A 17,641-nucleotide genomic window follows, 5' to 3' on the forward strand; every position below is an offset into this window, starting at 1 on the left:
CACTCAGTGCAGGCCAGGCGCCGATTCGGGCGTCATGCCGGACCGGGTCGACTTCGTGGCCTCTCGCTGCGCGTACTCCGCCATGCCCTCGAAGTCGACGCAGAGGCAGGGCTCGTTGCCGATGACCCACGCGTCGTGCCCCGGTGGGATGATGGCCACGTCCCCAGGCCCCATCTCGTTCTCGTCGCCGTCGTCCATCTTCACCACCATCCTTCCGCTGACGACGTAGATGGAGTGGGCCACCTGGCAGCTCTCCGTGCCAGCGATGGGCTTGACGTCCTGGGACCACTTCCAACCGGGCTCGAAGACGCCCATCCCCACCGTGCGCCCTCCGTCGAACTGGAGAACGTCCGCATGCCCGTGCGCCTCGAACGGCCGGCGCTCATCGGGTGTCGAGAATCGCTTGATGATGAACTCGCTCATGATGTTTCCCTCCGCGAGCCAGAGGAGGGAGGAGCGCCGCACGCCCCACACGCCCCGGGCCCGCCCATGTTTCCCAAGGGAAACCTAGGGACGTTCCCGGCGGACGTCAGTGCTCAGGTCATCAACTCCAGCGGCATGGACAACCCCGCCTCGAACCCCGGCTCCTTGCGAAGTTGCTCCAGCACGCCGCGCGTGCAGTGCAGCGTCACCAGGGGAAACAACCCCGGCTCGCTTACCCAGCGCACGGCGCTCATCAACTCCCGCGCCCGCAGGAAGCCCAGCACCGTGTCGCGGAACTGCTGGCTCTCCTCGCCCGCTTGCCGATCCACCGCCGCCCGACTCCTGGCGGGCGCGGACGCGGCTGGTCGCTTGCCACCCTGGCGAGAGGACGGCCGGGACGCAGTGGGCTGCTCCCGGGGCATGACGATGGCTTCAATCCACATCGTGTCGCCCTCCTCGTGGCGTGGCGATTCCAGACCTGCTTGAAGATTATCGGACAAGGGCGTGGTCCAGTTGTGTCCCCACCTCGTCGAACAAAAGGGTGGGGTGCCTGCACCCCCATCGCACGGGTTCGATTCGGAGCGCCGCTGCCCGCCCCGTGGAGTCAGCTGGCACAGAGGGGCCTGGTCGCTCGGCTGCCCCACGGGGGGACGGCCATCCGCCGCGCGCCCGACAGGCCGCTCTCAGGTGCGGAGCTTGTCAGGCTCGCACGCGAGGGGGCCTGACTGGCGGCGCATCACTTCCTACCTTGTCGCTCATGAAGGACTCCAGTCGCCAGCTGCCGGTCTACGTCCCCGCCCGCACGGTGTGGGCCGTGGGGCTGCAGGTGCTGCTCCTGGCGATCTGCTGGCTGGTGCTCCGGCGGCTGTATCCGCTGTTCACGCTCCTGGCCGTCGTGCTGCTGCTCTCCCTCGCGCTGGATCCGCTGGTACGCCGCCTGGAGCGGTGGGGCCTGAAGCGCGGGTTGGGCGTGGCAGTGGTGGCGCTGGTGCTCCTGGGGTTGGTGGGCGTGCTGGTGGGCACGTTGGTGCCCGCGCTCGTCCAGCAGATTGAAGGACTGGTCCAGGCGATGCCGGGGCTGTTGGAGCGGCTCTCCGAATCCCAATGGGTGCGGGAGCTGGGAGCGCGCTACGGCTTCGAGCTGCAACCCGAGGAGCTGCTGCGCTTCGAGCCGATGGACCTGGCGGGTCGCGCCGTCGGGGTCCTCTCCTCCACCCTGGGACTGCTGGCGGCGGGCATCACCGTGGTGGCCCTCTCCGTCTTCAGCCTGCTGTTCGGCAAGGAACTCTACGAGAGCATCCTCCAGTGGGTGGTGCCACGCCGGAGGCACCACGTGCGCGGGCTGGTGGAGCGCATGCGCGCCGCGGTGAGCAACTACGTCGCCGGCACGCTGCTGGTGATGACCATCGGCGGCACCGTGGCCGCCACCGTCGCGCTCGTCCAGGGCGTGCCCTTCTTCCTGGCCTTGGGGCTGGCGGTGATGGTGCTGGGGGTCATCCCCTACATCGGCAGTGTCATCAGCGCCGTGCTGGTGAGCCTCACGACGCTGGCCACCGTGGGGCTGCGCGCGGCCGTCATCGCGCTGGTCGTCTTCATGGTCTACCAGCAGATTGAGTCCAACGTGCTGGGCCCCATGGTGCAGCGCCGGGCCATCCGGATGAACCCGCTGCTCATCTCCATCGTCGTGCTCTGCGGCGGCGCGCTCGCGGGCCTCCTGGGCGCGGTCGTCGCCGTGCCCCTGGCCGCCGCCGCGCAGGTGCTCGTCCAGGAGCTGCTCCGGGCGCGGCAACTGAACTGGAGGCGCGTCCACCGCCGCGAGAATGCCCGGCGACAGGCGGGGCGGGGCGCGGTGGAAGAGGGGCTGCTGTTCGCGGGCCCCATGGACGACACGCCCGAGCACGGGGGGCCGCCTTCGGAGGGCGACCGCCATTGAGCGGCGTGGCGCCCGGACGTGAAGAAGGGCTCCCGGAGTGTGTCCCGGAAGCCCTCCTCGTTCAGCTCAGGTTGACGTCAGCGCCGCACCTCCGACCCGGGAAGCGTCGGAGGCGTGGCGCCAGGCTTCAGCGGCCCGCGGGGGCCGAGCGGCCCTGCGACGTGACGGACTTGCCGCTGTCCGCCGCGGCCACGGACGTGCCGACCGAGAACACCAGGTCGTCGCGGTCGTTGTAGGAGCCGCTGGTGCACGCGCTCGCCGTCCCGTTGAAGCGGAACTGCGGACGGATGGCGTGCGTGCCCGCCGTGGCACCCAGGTTGAACGTGTGGGTGAAGGTCCTCGCGACGCCCCCCGCGGTGCAGGCCACGTTGGTGGTCAGCGCCGTCCAGGACGGAGCCGACGCGTTCGTCGTGTAGTAGAGGTCGAAGAAGTCCGTCGTCCCCCAGCACCACACGGTGACTTCCACCGTCACCTGCTTGCCCGTGGCGAACGCGCCCTGGTCCGTCGTCTTGATGACCACCCGGTCGATGCTCTCGTCGGTGTGGTAGACGCCGGAGACGCCGTCCGCGCACGAGTCGTTGATGGTGTTCGGCTGGTTCTGCTCAATGCCGCCAGACAGCGTGCCGCGGCCGTTGACCAGCGTGGTGCCGGTGTCGCAACCGCACACGTTGCCGCAGGTCGGAGCCTGGAGCGTGGTGTTGAAAGTGGCCAGCGCGGGCGTGCAGACCGTGCTGGTGGTGAAGCTCCGCACGGTGCTGTTGGGGCTGGCACCGCAGACATCCGCCGCGCGGGCCCGCCAGTAGTACGTGGTGGCGCTCGTCAGAGCCGGAGTCACCGTCCAGTTGCTGGCCGACAGGGCGGTGCCCGTCCGGACGATGTTGGTGAACGCCGAATCAGAGGCCACTTCGACCACGTAGTTGGCCGCGCTCGGCACGTCGGACCAGTCCAGCGCCGCCGACGTCGCGACGCCCGTGGCGCCGTCCGCCGGAGACGCGAGCGTCGGAGCCGACAGCGTCGTGCAGCCGCGCGTGGTGTAGCTGAACGCGGTGGACCAGGCCCCCACGCCGCCGCACGAGTTGTTCGCCCGCACGCGCCAGTAGTAGGTGGTGTTGACGTTCAGCGCCGGGGACACCGTCCACGTGCTGGAGACCAGCGAGTTGGCCGAGGCCGTCACCGTCGCGAACGTCGGGTCGGTGGACACCTGGACCTCGTAGGTGGAGGCACCCGACACGTCCGCCCAGTCGAGCACCGCGGCCAGCTCCGCGCCGGTGGCACCGTTGCTGGGGGTGGACAGGGTGGCGAGGCCCGGCGCGGTGCAGGCCGGCGTGGCGCACGAGCACGCGCTCGCCGCGCCGTAGCACGCGTTCGAGGACGCAGGGACGATGGAGTAGCAGTACTCGCGGCCGTTGGCGACCTCGGAGTCCGTGTACGTGGTGCCCGTGACGGTGGCGACCTTCGCCTTGCCGAAGTTGCAGCCCATGCCCTCGGTCTTCATCACCCAGTACTCGCTGGCGCCAGCGGAGGCCGTCCAGTTCAGGGCAATCTGACCGTCACCCGGGGTGGCGGTGTGCGTGGGCGCCGCGGTGGGGCCGGCCGAACAACCCGAGTTCACCGGGGGGGTGGTGTTACAGGCGATGTTGTGACGGTTGAACGCGGCGTGGATGGCCGTCATGTGCGGCGTGCCGTCCGCCAGGTTGCCGTTGTCGTCGTCCGCCGCCAGCCACTGCATGTAGCCGTTGGTGGAGCCGCAGCCGTCGGACGTGCCGCCGGTGCAGTTACAGGAGTGCCACGCGCCGACGTTGCCGCTGCCCTGGTAGAACAGCTTGTTGCCGACGATGAACGCCGTGTTGGAGTCGTAGTTGAACGGCGCGCCAGCCAGGTCGATCTTGACCAGGTCCCAGGCGGCCTGACGGGCAGGCGAGGCGGCGCAGTGAACCTGACGGCTGCACGGGCCCGTGCCGGAGCTGCAGTTGGGGCACACGAAGTTCTGCGGGGTGGCCGGGGGCGCGGGCACGCCGCCGTAGGTGGCCGCCTGCCAGTCCGCGTCACGCACGCCGGAGCACCGGGTGTTGCACCACGGCGTGCCGACCTGCGACTCGTTCTGGTTCTGCCCCGTGCCGTCCGGCGTCACACCGCAGCCACGGCTGCCGGTCTGGAAGAAGCCGTAGCCCACGCAGGACGTCTGCAGACGATAGATGGCCGCGATGTCCGCGTAGCCTTCGCTGGAGTTCGACAGCACGCCGTTCGAGTCGAAGTCATCCATGCCATGGCCCCACTCGTGGTCGAACACGGCGCCAATCTCACCGGTGTTCCGGCAGCCACCGCCGCTGCGGTAGAAGTTGACCGACGTGCCGTTCCAGAAGGCGTTGCAGGTGCTGTTGATGTTGACGTTCGCCAGCAGCTGCGTGGACAGCCAGGTGTTGCCCGGCAGGTAGCCGCGGGCCTGCTCGGCCAGCTTGTTCAGCTCGTAGAAGCTGGAGCGCGACGCGGGGGAGTTGCCCGCCTGGCCGGTGATGCAGTCGTGGTCGTTGTTCGCGCCGCCCATGGCGATGTTGCCCGTGGTGGAGCTGACGTTGATCGCGCCGCAGGTGTCCGCCACGCGGACGTAGCGGCCGGACAGCGTGGTGGCGGCGGTGCCAGTGCTATAGGCGAAGATGCCCGCGCCATCCGTGAAGTTGTTGGGCGAGGCCAGGCCCGTGTTCGCCCAGGGCATGGGCGAGTTGGGCTTCATCGTGCCGCACACCGTGTTGTCCACGCAGGTGCCGATGTTCGTGGACGGGTAGATGCCGCCCTGGATCTGCGCGTCGAAGTAGTGGTTGTCGTCCTCGATGGCGAGCGTCTCGCCGGAGTGCGCATCCACCGTCACCTTCCAGCGCTGGTGGGCGTCCGGGTCCTGGAAGCCGTAGGCGTAGACCAGGCGATGCTCGTAGCCGGTCCCCACGGCGCCGGCAAAGGACTCACCCTGGGGCGCCATGGGGGCGACCTCCAGCGTGGGCTGCTGCCAGAGCTGCTGCGGGCTGGCGTTCAGGCCGACGAAGCCGTTGCCCGCGACCAGCGCGTCGTTCGGCGCGAGCGCTGGGCGCGTGTCGATGCCCACGTTGGCCCACGCCTCGGTGCCGATGAGGATGAGGTTGCCGTGGCTGATGGTGGCGGCGATGCGCGCGTGGCGCACCGGCAGGCCATTGACCACCTGCTGGATGTGGACCTGCCACAGGTTCTCGTTGACCGCCGTGATGCGGGGCGAGCCCAACTGCATCAGGTCGATGTTGAACGCGGCCTGGTTGTCCGCGATGAACTTGAAGACCAGGTCGCCGATGACGGACTCGTCCACGGCCGCCACGGAGCGGCCAATGGACTCACGCACGCCGTCCAGCGTCACGTTGTTACGGAAGCCCTTGCCGGGGATGAGGGGAATGGAGCCCTCGATGCCCGACGGGGTGCCGGTGCGAGGGTCGATGTGGACGCGGAAGTCCTTCCCGTTGCGGGCGAAGAAGTCATCCCAGCCCGTGGCCGTGTCCTTGGCCATGGTCCGCATCGCCTGCTCCAGCGGTGTGTTCTGGATGGGCAGGTAGAACTCGGGCTTGTAGAACGCCTTGCTGGCGATGGCGCTCTGCCCCTGTTCGGGGGGTTGCACCGCCCAGCTCGTCGCTGACATGAGCAAGGCAAGACATGCTGCTGACACCTTGGTGTGGCGCATGCGGTTCTCCTCTAAGGGGGTCCCGAGGGGCGGACCCGAGGTGGCTCCAAGACGGAGCCCGCAGACGCCTTACTGATGCCTCACCAAAAAATGAATATGCCTTATTCCCCGGCTACCAATCGAAACTGGATCCCCAGGAAAAACAAGGCCGCGAAGTGTTCACTGGCCGACGCCATAACGCACTGTAAGTAAATCCCGCTATGGCTCTAAGCGCGGAAGTGTGCCACTGCCACCAAAATTTTATTGACAGGGTGTTGCGGGCTAGCGGGGCCAGATGCGCACCCAGTCATCCTGGATGAGCTTGCCGCTGGTCCTGTCCGTGCTTCCGCTGGCCATGAAGCCTCGAGGCGCGCCGAGCGCCAGCGCGCCGGCCTCCACCCACAACAGCAGCAGCAGGGCCACCACGAGTGCGGGCACGCGCGTGGCCAGTGCGGGGCGGCGCGCGGTGAGGACGACGAGGGGCAGCAGCAGCAGCGGAACCAGTGCGGGGAAGATGGTGAGCAGGCCGCGCGTGTAGCCGAAGAAGGCGACGGTGATGAGCGCGCGGTGCAGGACGACCAGCGTGAGCAGGCTGAGTTCGCGCCAGGGGCGGGTGAGGGACAGCGCGGCGCCCGCGACGAGCAGCACGAGCAGCGGCCACTTCAGCGACGTGCCCTCGGGGACGAAGAGGTCCACCGGGGCGCGCGCGCCGCTCAGGCCGGAGGGGAGGTTGGAGGCGCCCAGCCCCAGGCTCAGGCCGTCCAGCCAGCGCGACAGCTTGGTGCTCCAGAGGCGCGCGGCGTCCGCGGGGTGCTCGCGCATCCACTCCAGGCCCACCGCATAGCCATGCAGCAAGAGCTTGCGCTGCGCGGGATTGGCCACGTCCAGGTGGCCTTCCTGGCCGAGCTGATTGACGGAGTCCGGAGTGAAGCCGCCGGTGGCGCGCGCGTGGTTCGCCATGGCGAAGTTGATGGGGCCATAGGCGGTGACGGGCGCGAGCACCGGCAGCGGCTCCAGCGTCGGCGTGTTCGCGTTCAGCTCTCCGAGCACCTTCGCGTTGCGCACGGTCCACGGCGCGAGCACCAGTCCACAGACGAGCACCGCGGCGCCCCAGCGGATGGCGAGCGCGGGCAGCGGCGTCGAGCCCCGGTAGAGCCAGGCCCACGCGAGCAGGAAGGGCCACAGGTAGAGGTGCTCGGCGCGGGTGAGCGAGCCCAGGCCCATGACGAGGCCCAGGAGCGCGGCGCCGCCCCAGGTCGGCCCCGCCTTGTGCCGCAGGACGAGCGCGAGCGTGGCGGACAGGAAGAAGGCGTAGAGGACCTCGTTGCTGTACGTCGTGGAGAGCACCAGCCAGCCGAAGCTGGAGGCGAAGAGGGCCGCGCCCACCAGACTCCACGCGGTGCCCAGCAGCTTGCGCCACCAGGCCCAGGACAGCGCCACCGTGGCCGCGCTCAGCGCGGCGAGGCACAGCTTGTATGGATAGGCATTGCCCTGGGGCTCCCCCAGCACGCGGTACAGCACTCCGAGGAGCCAGGGGAACAGGGGCGGATGGTAGGGCAGGGTGGCGGGGCCTTCCGTGCCGCGCACGTGCTCCAGCGCGTACGTGTGGAAGAAGCGCGCGTCCCCGTAGAAGAAGATGGAGAAGGGCCACGCGCGGTCCGGCGCGGACTGCAGATACAGCCAGCGCAGCAGCAGGCTGAGCGTGAAGGTCACCGAGAGACCGAGCGCCACCGGGTGCCGTTGCCACAGCTCCCGCGCGCTGACGAAGAACCGGCGCATGCCACCCCCAGGAATCGGCGCAGGCTAGCACCTCGGGCGCGCGCGGGGCCCGGGCGTTCAGAAAAGCGCCCTTGCCGTGAGTTGTGGATGGCGGGATGCGCGACGCGCTTTCTAGAGTCCCGGCGCCGCGGCGTTGGCGGCATCACGCAGTCCGGCTCGGAGGGCCGAGTGTCCCAAGCAGGCGAGAAGTCCATCCTGGCCATCGACCTGGGCACCTCGGCCGTGAAGCTGGCCGTCGTCACCCTTCGCGGAAGGATTCTCGGCGGCGAGGTGGAGCCGCTGGCGCTCGACCTCCTGCCCGACGGAGGCGCGGAGCAGGACCCGGAGGCGTGGTGGAGCGCCGTCGTCCGGGGCACGCGTCGCCTGCTGGCTTCGGGGCGGGTGGCCGCGCGCGACATCGTCAGCGTCAACTGCAGCTCCCAGTGGTCCGGCACCGTGGCCGTGGACGCGCAAGGCAAGCCCCTGCGTCCGGCGCTCATCTGGATGGACTCGCGCGGCGCCCCCCACGTCCGGCGCGTGGCCGGGGGGCTCATTCCCATCGAAGGCTACGGCGCGGCGCGGCTGTTGACGTGGATTCGCCTGACGGGCGGGGTGCCCAGCCTCTCCGGCAAGGACCCGGTGGGCCACATCCTCTACCTCCAGGCCGAGCACCCCGACATCTACCGCGACGCCTACAAGTTCCTGGAGCCCAAGGACTGGCTCAACCTGCGGCTGAGCGGACGCTTCGCGGCGTCGTTCGACTCCATCACCCTGCACTGGGTGACGGACAACCGCGCGCTGAACCGCATCGTCTACGACGAGCGGCTCTTGAAGATGGTGGGCCTGCACCGCGACAAGCTGCCGGACCTGGTGCCCGCGGCGAGCGTGCTGGGGCCGCTGAGCGCCCGGGCCGCGAACGAGCTGGGGCTGAGCGAAGACGTGCGCGTGGTGACGGGCGCGCCGGACATCCTCGCGGCGGCGGTGGGCTCCGGCGCGGTGAGAGACCACGAGGCGCACCTATGCGTGGGCACGTCGTCCTGGCTGTGCTGCCACGTGCCCTACAAGAAGTCGGACCTGTTCCATCAGATGGCCTCCGTCCCCTCCGCGCTGCCGGGGCGCTATCTGCTGGCCAACGAGCAGGAGTCCGCCGGCATCTGCCTCACCTTCCTCAAGGACAACATCCTGTATGGCCAGGGGGGCGGGCCCGGAGCGGAAGAGGACTCCGCGGAGGTGTACCGGCTGATGGAGCGCGAGGCGGGGAAGGTGCCCGCGGGCAGCGACAAGCTCATCTTCATGCCCTGGCTCAACGGGGAGCGGAGCCCCGTGGATGACAAGTCCCTGCGCGGGGGCTTCTTCAACCAATCCCTCAAGACGACCCGCGCGCACCTGGTGCGGGCGGTGATGGAGGGTGTGGCCTACAACTCGCGCTGGCTGTTCACCTACGTGGAGCAGTTCGTCGGCCGGAGGCTGGACTCGCTGCGCATCATCGGTGGCGGCGCCAGGTCCGCGCTGTGGTGCCAGATTCACGCGGACGTGTTGGACCGGGTGATTCAGCAGGTGGACGAGCCGGTGCTCGCCAACGCGCGCGGGGCCGCGTTCCAGGCGGCGGTGGCGCTGGGCGAGCTGACGGTGGAGGAGATTCCGTCGCTCGTCCCCATCGCTCGCACCTTCGAGCCCGACCCGGCCAACCGGGCGATGTACGACGAGTTGTTCCGCGAGTTCGTCAATCTCTACAAGAGCAACAAGGCCATCTTCGCGCGCCTCAATCGCGCCCGGAGCGCCTGACGCCAAGGAGTGAAGATGGCCCTGCCAGACCCGAAGTCGCTCAAGCTGCTGAACCACGTCCCGCCCCGGTTGCTGTCGGCGGCCGAGCGCTACCTCAAGGCCGTGCCGCTGGTGCGGGACTTGTTGTCGAAGGAGACCGACACGCTGCTGTCCGAGCTGGAGGGGAGCCTCAAGCCCTACCGGGGGAAGATGACGGCCTTCGGGCGCCTGCCGGTGACGGGCCGCTCTCGCGAGGAGGTGCTGCGCGAGCTCCAGGCGCTGGAGGCCCAGGAGGAGGAGCGCTGGCGGGAGGGCAAGGTGTCCGGTGCCGTCTACAACGGTGACCAGGAGCACATCGACTTCCTCAACCGCGTCTACGCCCTGCACTCGCAGAGCAACCCGCTGCACGCGGACCTGTGGCCCAGCGCCACCAAGTTCGAGGCGGAGGTCGTGGCCATGGCGGCGAGCATGCTGGGCGCCGATGCCGCCAACGCGGGCCGCGTGCCCGACGAGCACGTCTGCGGCTCCATGTCCTCGGGTGGCACCGAGAGCATCATGCTCGCGGTGAAGACGTACCGGGACTGGGCCCGGGAGACGAAGGGAATCACGAAGCCGGAGATGGTGGCGCCCTCCAGCGCGCACCCGGCCTTCGACAAGGCGGCGCACTACTTCGGCGTGAAGATGGTGCGCGTGCCGGTGGGGCCGGACTACCGCGCGGACGTGGCGGCGACGCGCAAGGCCCTCAACCGCAACACCATCCTCCTCATCGGCTCCGCGCCGGGCTTTCCCCACGGCGTCATCGACCCCATCTCCGAGCTGTCGGAGCTGGCGCGCAAGAAGCGCCTGGGCTTCCACACGGACGCGTGCCTGGGCGGCTTCGTGCTGCCCTTCGCGCGCGCGCTGGGGCGTCAGGTGCCGCCCTTCGACTTCCGGCTGCCGGGCGTGACGTCCATGTCCGTGGACACGCACAAGTTCGGGTACGCGGCGAAGGGCTCGTCGGTGGTGCTGTACCGGGGCACGGCGCTGCGCTCGCACCAGTACTTCACGGCCACCGAGTGGCCCGGGGGCATCTACTTCTCGCCCACCTTCTCCGGCAGCCGCCCCGGCGCCCTCATCGCCGTGGCCTGGGCGTCGCTGGTGAGCATGGGCGAGCAGGGCTACATGGAGGCCACGCGCCGCATCCTGGAGACGGCGGACACCCTGAAGCAGGGCATCCGCTCCGTCCCCGAGCTGCATGTGCTGGGAGACCCGCTGTTCGTCATCGCCTTCGGCTCGGAGACGCTGGACATCTTCAAGGTGATGGAGCGGATGGGCGAGCGCGGGTGGAGCCTCAACGGCCTGCACAAGCCCGCGGCCGTGCACCTCTGTGTCACCTTGCGGCACGCGCAGGCGGGCGTGGCCGAGCGCTTCCTCGCGGACCTGCGCGAGGCGGTGGAGCACGTGAAGGCCCACCCGGGCGAGAAGGGGACGATGGCGCCCGTCTACGGCATGGCGGCCGCCGTCCCCTTCAGGGGCCTGGTGAGCGACTTGCTCAAGAAGTACATGGACCTGCTCTACAAGGTCTGAGCGTCCGGCCCTCCGCCGCGCGGCCTTCAGTGCGGTCGCGCGGCCCACTCCCATGTCGTGCCCTGGTGCAGCGCCGCGTAGATGTCATCGCGCAGGACGTTGCACTCGTCATGCGTCAGCGTGCGCTCCAACGCGCGCAGCACCACCCGCAGCAGCACGTTCTTCTGGTCCGGACGGAGGGCCAGGCGCTTCACTGCGCTGGGAGGGAGCGCGGAGTACGGAGTCTCCGTCACCACCTCCACGCTCTCCACCAGCTCCGCCCGCTCGCCGAGCGCGGCGCGCACCGCGTCCCCCAGCTCCTCGGACGTCCGGCCTTCGTCGATGACGAGCGACATGTCCCTGCGCACCGCCGGCATCAGCGACACCGGACGGTAGGGTTCCAGGTCCAACAACTGGGCGGAGATGCGCGCGTCCGTGGAGCGCAAGAGCCGGATGTCATCCAGGCCCTTGCGCAACATCAGGATGCGGTCCAACCCCAGGCCCATGGCGAGCCCGGTGACGGGGCCCGCCTCCAGGCCGCTCTCCGCGAGCAGCGCTGGCAGCGCCAGGCCGCACTCGCCAATCTCCACCCACTCCTCGCCCTCGCGAACATCCACCTGGAGCCCGTCCGTCGTGTACGGATGCACGGCGTCGGTGAGCCGCACCTCGCGCCCGGGCAGCAGCGCGCCCACCACGGTGTGAATCATCTGTCGCAGGTCCGCGGAGGTGAGGGGCGGTCCTCGTCGCACGCGCCAGAGGTCCATCTGGTGCGGCTCGCCGGTGTGCAACCGGTCGATGCAGTCGCGGCGGTAGACGAGGCCCGGACAGGCCAGCAGCACGTCCTCGGGTGGGGACGCCGCGAGCTTGCGCAGCACGGCCGGAATCATGGCGGACGTCTGTGAGCGCAAGAGGGCCGTGTCACAGACATACCGCGTGTAGCGCGCGTCCCGGGCCACGCCGCCCGGTGGGTAGTGGAGCCGGTCGTAGTTGTCGGCGATGGAGACGACGGGGCTCTGTCGGTGGATGAGGACGTCGCAGCCCCAGGCGGAGCGCAGGGCGTCCAGCGCGGAGGCCACCAGCCGTTGCAGGGCATGCGGGCCGGAAGCAGGGTCGGTCAGGTCACGAACGGAGAGCGCGCGCCGAAGCTCCTCGGCGCTGAGGATGGAGACGGAAGGGGACGACATGGAAACCTCTCGGAAGCGGTGGAAACGCAGGGTCTCCGGCACGCCGAGCGAGAAGTCCGCCAGGCGCCGCCGGCCTCGGATGCCCCCCCGGCGGCTCCGGGTGGGCGTCGCGCCTGACGGCGTTTCACCAACGAGAGGTTCGTGCGCTCAGTGCGACACGGCCTCCCGACACCCAAAGGGAGCCGGGGGGCTGCTAAATCGACGAGCACTGACGACCAGAACCATGTCGCTACGAATAACGCCGGCCGCTTTCAAATGCAAGCCAGGGCCCTGACACGTCCTCAGGTCGAGAGGGTGCGGCCGAATACGTCGAACAGCTCGCGCCAGTGTTGCTCGGCGGCGTCCTTGTCGTAGGTGGCGGAGCCGTCCACCGCATAGCCGTGTCGGGCGCCGACGCGGAGTCGGGACTGGTGTCGGACGCCCGCGTTCTTCAGTGCCGTCTCCAGCCGAAGGATTGCGTCGGCCGGCATGGAGCTGTCCTGGTCCGCGTGGCCGAACACGAGCTCGCCGCGAACGTCACCCACGCGCAGGTGGGCGCTGTCCGGGGACTCCGTCGCCAGCCGGCCTCCATGGTTGGACACCGCCGCGGCGACGGTGTCCGGAAAGTCCGCGGCCAGGCGCACGGCGATGGAGCCACTCATGCAGTAGCCGGCCACGCCGACCTTGGGGCCCCGCACCTGGGGCAGTCGCGAGAGGAAGTCGAGCTGTGCCGCGCCGTCGTCGCGCAGCCGCTCCGGCGTCAGGGTCGCGATGAGCGCGTAGATGCGCTTGCGGAACGCCTCGTCCGCGAAAGTGCCGTTCAGGTCGAGGCTCGCGGCGCGGCCCTCGCGGTAGAAGACGTTCGGCAGCAGGACGACGTAGCCGCCGTCCGCAAGTCGTTGGGCCATGTGCTCGAAGGCGGGGCGGATGCCCAGCGCGTCCGTCAGCAGGATGACGGCGGGCCACGGGCCGCGCCCCTCCGGCTGGAACAGCTTCGCGTCCATCGCTCCATCACGGGTCTGAAGCTCGATGTCTTCCATGGGCATACCTCGAAGGTGTGGGGCGGCTCGCTACAGGGACCGGGTGGCGATCTCCGTCAGCTCCGCCTCGGTGAGCGTCAACGGATTGGCCTTCATGCTGCTCGCGGCGCGCGCTTTCGTCACCAACTCTGGCAGTCGCGCGGGCGTCAGCCCGTAGGTGGCGAGGCCGGGAATCTGGAGCTCGGCGCGCAGCGACTCCACCCACGCGAGGGCGTCCTCCTCGCGAGCATCGGGCCGGCCGATGAGCATCGCGGCCAGCTCACGGAAGCGGAGCAGGGAGGGGTGCTCCGGTGCGCGAGCGCGAAGGGCGCGCAGGTTGACGTCGAGCACGGCGGGAAGCAGGGCCGCGCAGACGGCGCCATGGGGCGCGTCGAACATGCCGCCCACTGGCGCCGCGAAGCCGTGCACCGCGCCCAGCCCGGAGTTCGCCAGGCACAGGCCGCCGAAGAGGCTGGCCAGCGCCAGGTCCTCGCGCGCCTCCGCGTCCGGCTCCGTCAGGACGGCTCGACGCAGCGAGCGCGCGGAGCGGCGCAGGCCCTCGCGTGCCAGGGCGTCGGTGAGGGGGTTGGCGCGCGCGGAGAGGAAGGGCTCGATGAGCTGGGACAGCGCATCCATGCCGCTGGAGGCCAGGACGGCGGGCGGCGCGCCGATGAGCAGGTCCGGGTCCACGAGCGCCACGCGCGGCAGCAGCTGTGGCCCGCGCAGGCTCGCCTTCACCTGGGCCTGCTTCGAGCCCAGCACCGCGTTGCGCGTCACCTCCGAACCGGTGCCCGCCGTGGTGGGAATGGCCACGAAGGGCAGCGACGCCTGGGTGAGCGGCTGGCCCCGCCCGATGACCTCCAGATAGTCGAGAGGATCTCCCCCCTGTGTCGCCAGCGCGGCGAGCGCCTTGCCCGCGTCGAGCGCGCTGCCTCCGCCCATCGCCACGACGACGTCACAGCGCGCCTCCCCGAGGACGCCCAGGCCCTGGCGCACGAGCTCCACCGTGGGCTCGCCCTCCACGGCGAACGACTCCACGGCGAGGCCGAGCGCCTCCAGCGACGCCCTCAGGCCGCGCGCTCGCGCGGGGGCCTTCCCGGTGACGAGCAACACCCGCTGACCGCCGAGCGAGCGCACCATTTCGGGGGCCTCGGACAGCCGGCCCGGGCCGAAGACGATGCGTGTCGCGGTGGCGAACTCGAAGGCCGTGGGACTCACGTCACCACCCGGCGTCTTCGGGGAACAGGTTGACGAACTTCCGGCTGGCGCGCGGCTCCGCCATCATCGGCGCCACGGTGTCGCGCCAGGTGAGGTAGTGGGCCGTCTCCTTGTGTTCGGCGGGAGCCTGGGCCGTCCGGTAGACCTCCACGAGCACGAAGCGCGTCGCGTCGTCGGCGTCCTGGATGACGTCGAAGCGGGCGATGCCGGGCTCCTGGGCGCTCGCTCGCGCGTTGGCGAGGGTGGCTTCGCGGAAGGCGTCCACGTGCTCCGGCTTGACGTGGACCTGGACATGGACGACGCGCAGGCTGTTGGGCATGTCCGGAAACTACTCCGGGCCGAGGCCGCGTGGGGACGCGACCCCGGCCCGGATGAGGGCACGGTGTGGGGTGCCGTACAGCCGTGGCGTGCCTACGGGGCCTTGATGACCGCCGTGGGGTTGAGCACGTCCTCGAGCTTCCGGGCCATCAGCCAGCCGTCGTGGTAGACGATGCCCGTCTGGGTGATGGTGTCATTCCGGTACAGGCCAATCTTCAGGTAGTTGACCTGGCCCGAGTACTGGGTCGCGATGTAGCGCTTGGGCATCACCAGCTTGCCGTCGAGGTACAGCTCCACGAAGCCCACCTTCGAGTCCGCGGACCAGCGCACGTGGAAGATGAAGTCCATCCACTTGCCGCGCGTCAGCGGGGCGCGCCAGACGATGGTGCCCGGGTTGCCGCCGATGTTGAGGCGGACCTCGTTGCCGTAGACGTAGAACTCCACCGGAGGTGAGCCGCCCACGGTGTCGCTCTCCTGGTGCCACTGGGTGAAGAGCTGCCACGTGTTCACGTTGGGGAACGTGGAGTCGAACATCGTGCTCCAGCGGTAGTAGTACTCCGAGCCCGACGGCTCGCGCGTCATCCGCACCAGCTCGTTGCGGTTGCCGCTGGAGTTGATGGGGTCGTCGCCCCGCTTCACCGTGGCCTTGAGCGCGTAGCCACCCTGGCGCTTCGGCGAGGACACCATCGCCAGCCGGTCCGCGCTCACCATCTGCGCTCGCGTCCACTGGCTGATGTTGTTCGTCTCGAAGTCACCCACCCACACCACGCTGCTGCCCGTGGGGGGAGGCGTCGTCGGGGGCGGCGTCGTGGTCGTGGCGGAGCAGGCCCGCGCCTCGGCGATGGACGCCCAGTCGTTCATGGTGTTGCCCATGAAGGTGATGCGCACGCGGCGCGCGGAGACCTTGCTGAACGAGTACGTCTCCGCGGAGGACGACTTTCTGCTCGTGCCGCTGTACACCTGCGTATACGTGTAGCCATCCGGCGAGACGGACACCGTGAAGGTGTTGGCCCGCGTGGTGCCTTCGTGCCAGGCGATGGTGACGCCGGAGATGGACTTGCTGGCGCCCAGGTCGTAGTCGATCCAGCCACCCTTGCCGAGATAGCTCCAGCGGGTGCCCAGCTTGTCGTCCATCGTGTTGGCCGGCACGTTGCCGTCATGACCCTTGGCGATGACGGACGCGGCCGTGAGCTGCGTACAGCCCGTGGCCGTCAGCGCGGCGGCGGAGACGGACGTGGCGTACTCCGTGGCATCCAGCCCGGCGGGGGCCTCGCCCAGCTCGGTGACGTCGTCCTGGGGACCACAAGCGGTGGCGCTCAGGCCGAGCAGTGCTCCAGCCAGCAGAAGAGACTTCTTCATGTAGGGACCTCTGGGGATTCAAAAACAGACAGACGGGGAGTGTGTCCGGCGGCCATCTCACGACGGGCCGGTTCCTGGTTTCAGCTGGGGGGGTTCTCCAAGGTCACGGCGGGGGTTCGCCGCGTTGCGACGGAGACAACCATCGACCAAATTTATTTCGTATTCAACAGTTCTCGACACGCCTGCCTGCCCCCCAAGAAACGGGGCGGGGCATACTGCGGGTGAGAGCTGGGGCGGTGGGGTTGGAAACGTCTGTCATTGTTGGTGGATCGGTGCGGATTGTGAGGGTTTGAGCGCACCGCCAGAAGCGCCGAGGAGGCGTGCGGTGGCTTGGAGGGCAGGCCCACAGGCGAATTCAATACACACGCACAACCCCTGGGCGCGAGGGGCGCGGGGGGCCGGGAGCGTTAGAGGTTCGGGCTCTGGAGGTGCTCATGACCTCGTCTTCGGGCGTGTGCCTGGCCTGCGGGACACGACTTTCCCCTGGCCTGTCCACCTGCCCGCGCGTGTCGTCACGGGTGCCCCTGGCTGAAGGGGTTCGCCGGTGGGGGACGGGGGCCTGTCAGCCGCCGCTCGTGGGGCGGACCGCGCTGCTGGAGCGGCTGAAGTGGTGCGCCGAGGAGGCCCGCAGGGGGCTGGGGCGCGCCGTCTGGCTGGTGGGCGCGGAGGGCATGGGCAAGTCGCGCCTGAAGGACGCGCTGGTGGAGTCGCTCACGGCCAATCGCTTCGAGGTCTGGGAGGGCAGTGGCCTGGCGCTGCCGGGGACTCCCGCGGGGCCCCTGCTGGAGCTGCTGGAGGCCACGCGGGGCCTGCGGCCCGTGGCGGGCGTGGGGAGGATGTCGAGCGCGGAGGCGGAGCGCGTCGCGCACTTCCTGGAGGGCCGCGAGTGGCAGGGCATCCCCGCGAGCCTCTCCTCGGAGAGCATCGCGCTGTTCGATGCGCTCTGCCACGCGCTGCTGCCGCACCGGGGGCCACGCATCCTCATCCTGGAGGACTGGCAGCACGCGGACCCGCTCAGCCGGGCGCTCGTCGAGGTGCTGGTGTCGCGCCTGGCACATGCGCCGGTGCTCGTGCTCGTGCTGGAGCGCACGGGCGGCCCGGGGCTCGTGCCGCCGACCGCGGAGATGCTGGAGGTGGGCCTGCTCAATCCGGAGGATGCCCAGGCGCTGGTCGCGACGCGACTGCGTCCGGGCTGGCCCAGGGACGCGTTGCTCCACGTCGGCGCGGGCCATCCGCTGCACCTGCTGCATGCGCTCGCGTTCCACGAGGAGCACCCGCTGGTGCCCCTTCCTTCGTCGGGCCCGGCGGTGCTGGCCGCGCGCCACGAGGCGTTGTCACCCACCCGGCGCGAAGCGCTGCACGTGAGCGCCGTGTTGGGGCCCTGTTTTCCCCGGTCGGTACTGGGGGCGCTCGTCGGTGGCTTCGGAGCGCTCGCGGGGTTGGAGGCGGGGGGCTGGCTGAGGCC

13 protein-coding genes are annotated in these 17,641 nt (G+C 69.8%); 4 read left to right on the forward strand and 9 right to left on the reverse strand.

Going from position 1 to position 17,641, the window contains the following annotated elements:
* Positions 1 to 3 precede the first annotated feature (3 nt).
* The gene (locus tag FJV41_RS03270; RefSeq protein ID WP_141640916.1) at positions 4 to 423 is read right to left on the reverse strand and encodes a cupin domain-containing protein; all 420 of its coding nucleotides are present in this window, start codon (positions 421 to 423) and stop codon (positions 4 to 6) included.
* A 113-nt stretch (positions 424 to 536) separates the two neighbouring features.
* Complete coding sequence (locus FJV41_RS03275) at positions 537 to 866, reverse strand: hypothetical protein (protein ID WP_141640917.1); 330 nt, start codon at positions 864 to 866, stop codon at positions 537 to 539.
* Positions 867 to 1,180: 314 nt separating this feature from the next.
* Between FJV41_RS03275 and FJV41_RS03280 the strand changes: the two genes are divergently transcribed.
* A complete protein-coding gene (locus tag FJV41_RS03280; protein ID WP_141640918.1) occupies positions 1,181 to 2,356 on the forward strand; it encodes an AI-2E family transporter in 1,176 nt (391 codons plus the stop codon).
* Positions 2,357 to 2,483: 127 nt separating this feature from the next.
* Here FJV41_RS03280 and FJV41_RS03285 read toward each other — a convergent pair whose 3' ends face one another.
* Both FJV41_RS03285 and FJV41_RS03290 read right to left on the reverse strand, forming a co-directional pair.
* Complete coding sequence (locus FJV41_RS03285) at positions 2,484 to 5,990, reverse strand: endopeptidase (protein WP_438616728.1); 3,507 nt, start codon at positions 5,988 to 5,990, stop codon at positions 2,484 to 2,486.
* A gap of 324 nt (positions 5,991 to 6,314) precedes the next feature.
* Entirely contained in the window at positions 6,315 to 7,811 is a 1,497-nt protein-coding gene (locus FJV41_RS03290) for an ArnT family glycosyltransferase (RefSeq protein WP_141640920.1), read from the reverse strand.
* Between the two features lie 168 nt (positions 7,812 to 7,979).
* On the opposite strand from FJV41_RS03290, the gene FJV41_RS03295 reads away from it, so the two are divergent.
* Together FJV41_RS03295 and FJV41_RS03300 are read left to right on the forward strand one after the other, a co-directional pair.
* A complete protein-coding gene (locus FJV41_RS03295; protein WP_246136966.1) occupies positions 7,980 to 9,575 on the forward strand; it encodes a xylulokinase in 1,596 nt (531 codons plus the stop codon).
* 15 nt (positions 9,576 to 9,590) lie between these two features.
* Positions 9,591 to 11,120 carry a pyridoxal phosphate-dependent decarboxylase family protein gene (locus FJV41_RS03300; RefSeq protein ID WP_141640922.1) on the forward strand — a complete coding sequence of 510 codons (1,530 nt, stop codon included), beginning with the start codon at positions 9,591 to 9,593 and terminating at the stop codon, positions 11,118 to 11,120.
* A 26-nt stretch (positions 11,121 to 11,146) separates the two neighbouring features.
* Here FJV41_RS03300 and srmL read toward each other — a convergent pair whose 3' ends face one another.
* From srmL to FJV41_RS03325, 5 genes are all read right to left on the reverse strand, one after another.
* The gene (gene srmL / locus FJV41_RS03305) at positions 11,147 to 12,283 is read right to left on the reverse strand and encodes a PheS-related mystery ligase SrmL (protein ID WP_141640923.1); all 1,137 of its coding nucleotides are present in this window, start codon (positions 12,281 to 12,283) and stop codon (positions 11,147 to 11,149) included.
* Between the two features lie 281 nt (positions 12,284 to 12,564).
* Complete coding sequence (locus FJV41_RS03310) at positions 12,565 to 13,302, reverse strand: dienelactone hydrolase family protein (RefSeq protein ID WP_141640924.1); 738 nt, start codon at positions 13,300 to 13,302, stop codon at positions 12,565 to 12,567.
* A 30-nt stretch (positions 13,303 to 13,332) separates the two neighbouring features.
* Positions 13,333 to 14,499 (reverse strand): iron-containing alcohol dehydrogenase, encoded by a 1,167-nt coding sequence (locus tag FJV41_RS03315; RefSeq protein ID WP_141640925.1) that lies wholly within the window; start codon positions 14,497 to 14,499, stop codon positions 13,333 to 13,335.
* 1 nt (position 14,500) lies between these two features.
* A complete protein-coding gene (locus FJV41_RS03320) occupies positions 14,501 to 14,818 on the reverse strand; it encodes an antibiotic biosynthesis monooxygenase (protein WP_141640926.1) in 318 nt (105 codons plus the stop codon).
* 92 nt (positions 14,819 to 14,910) lie between these two features.
* On the reverse strand, positions 14,911 to 16,176 hold the full coding sequence (locus FJV41_RS03325) for a heparin lyase I family protein (protein ID WP_141640927.1): 1,266 nt from the start codon (positions 16,174 to 16,176) through the stop codon (positions 14,911 to 14,913).
* A gap of 434 nt (positions 16,177 to 16,610) precedes the next feature.
* Between FJV41_RS03325 and FJV41_RS03330 the strand changes: the two genes are divergently transcribed.
* A partial coding sequence (locus tag FJV41_RS03330; RefSeq protein WP_141640928.1) for an AAA family ATPase occupies positions 16,611 to 17,641 on the forward strand: 1,031 nt, incomplete at its 3' end.

Origin of the sequence: Myxococcus llanfairpwllgwyngyllgogerychwyrndrobwllllantysiliogogogochensis, assembly GCF_006636215.1 — a bacterium.
In the GTDB taxonomy this organism is placed as follows: domain Bacteria; phylum Myxococcota; class Myxococcia; order Myxococcales; family Myxococcaceae; genus Myxococcus; species Myxococcus llanfairpwllgwyngyllgogerychwyrndrobwllllantysiliogogogochensis.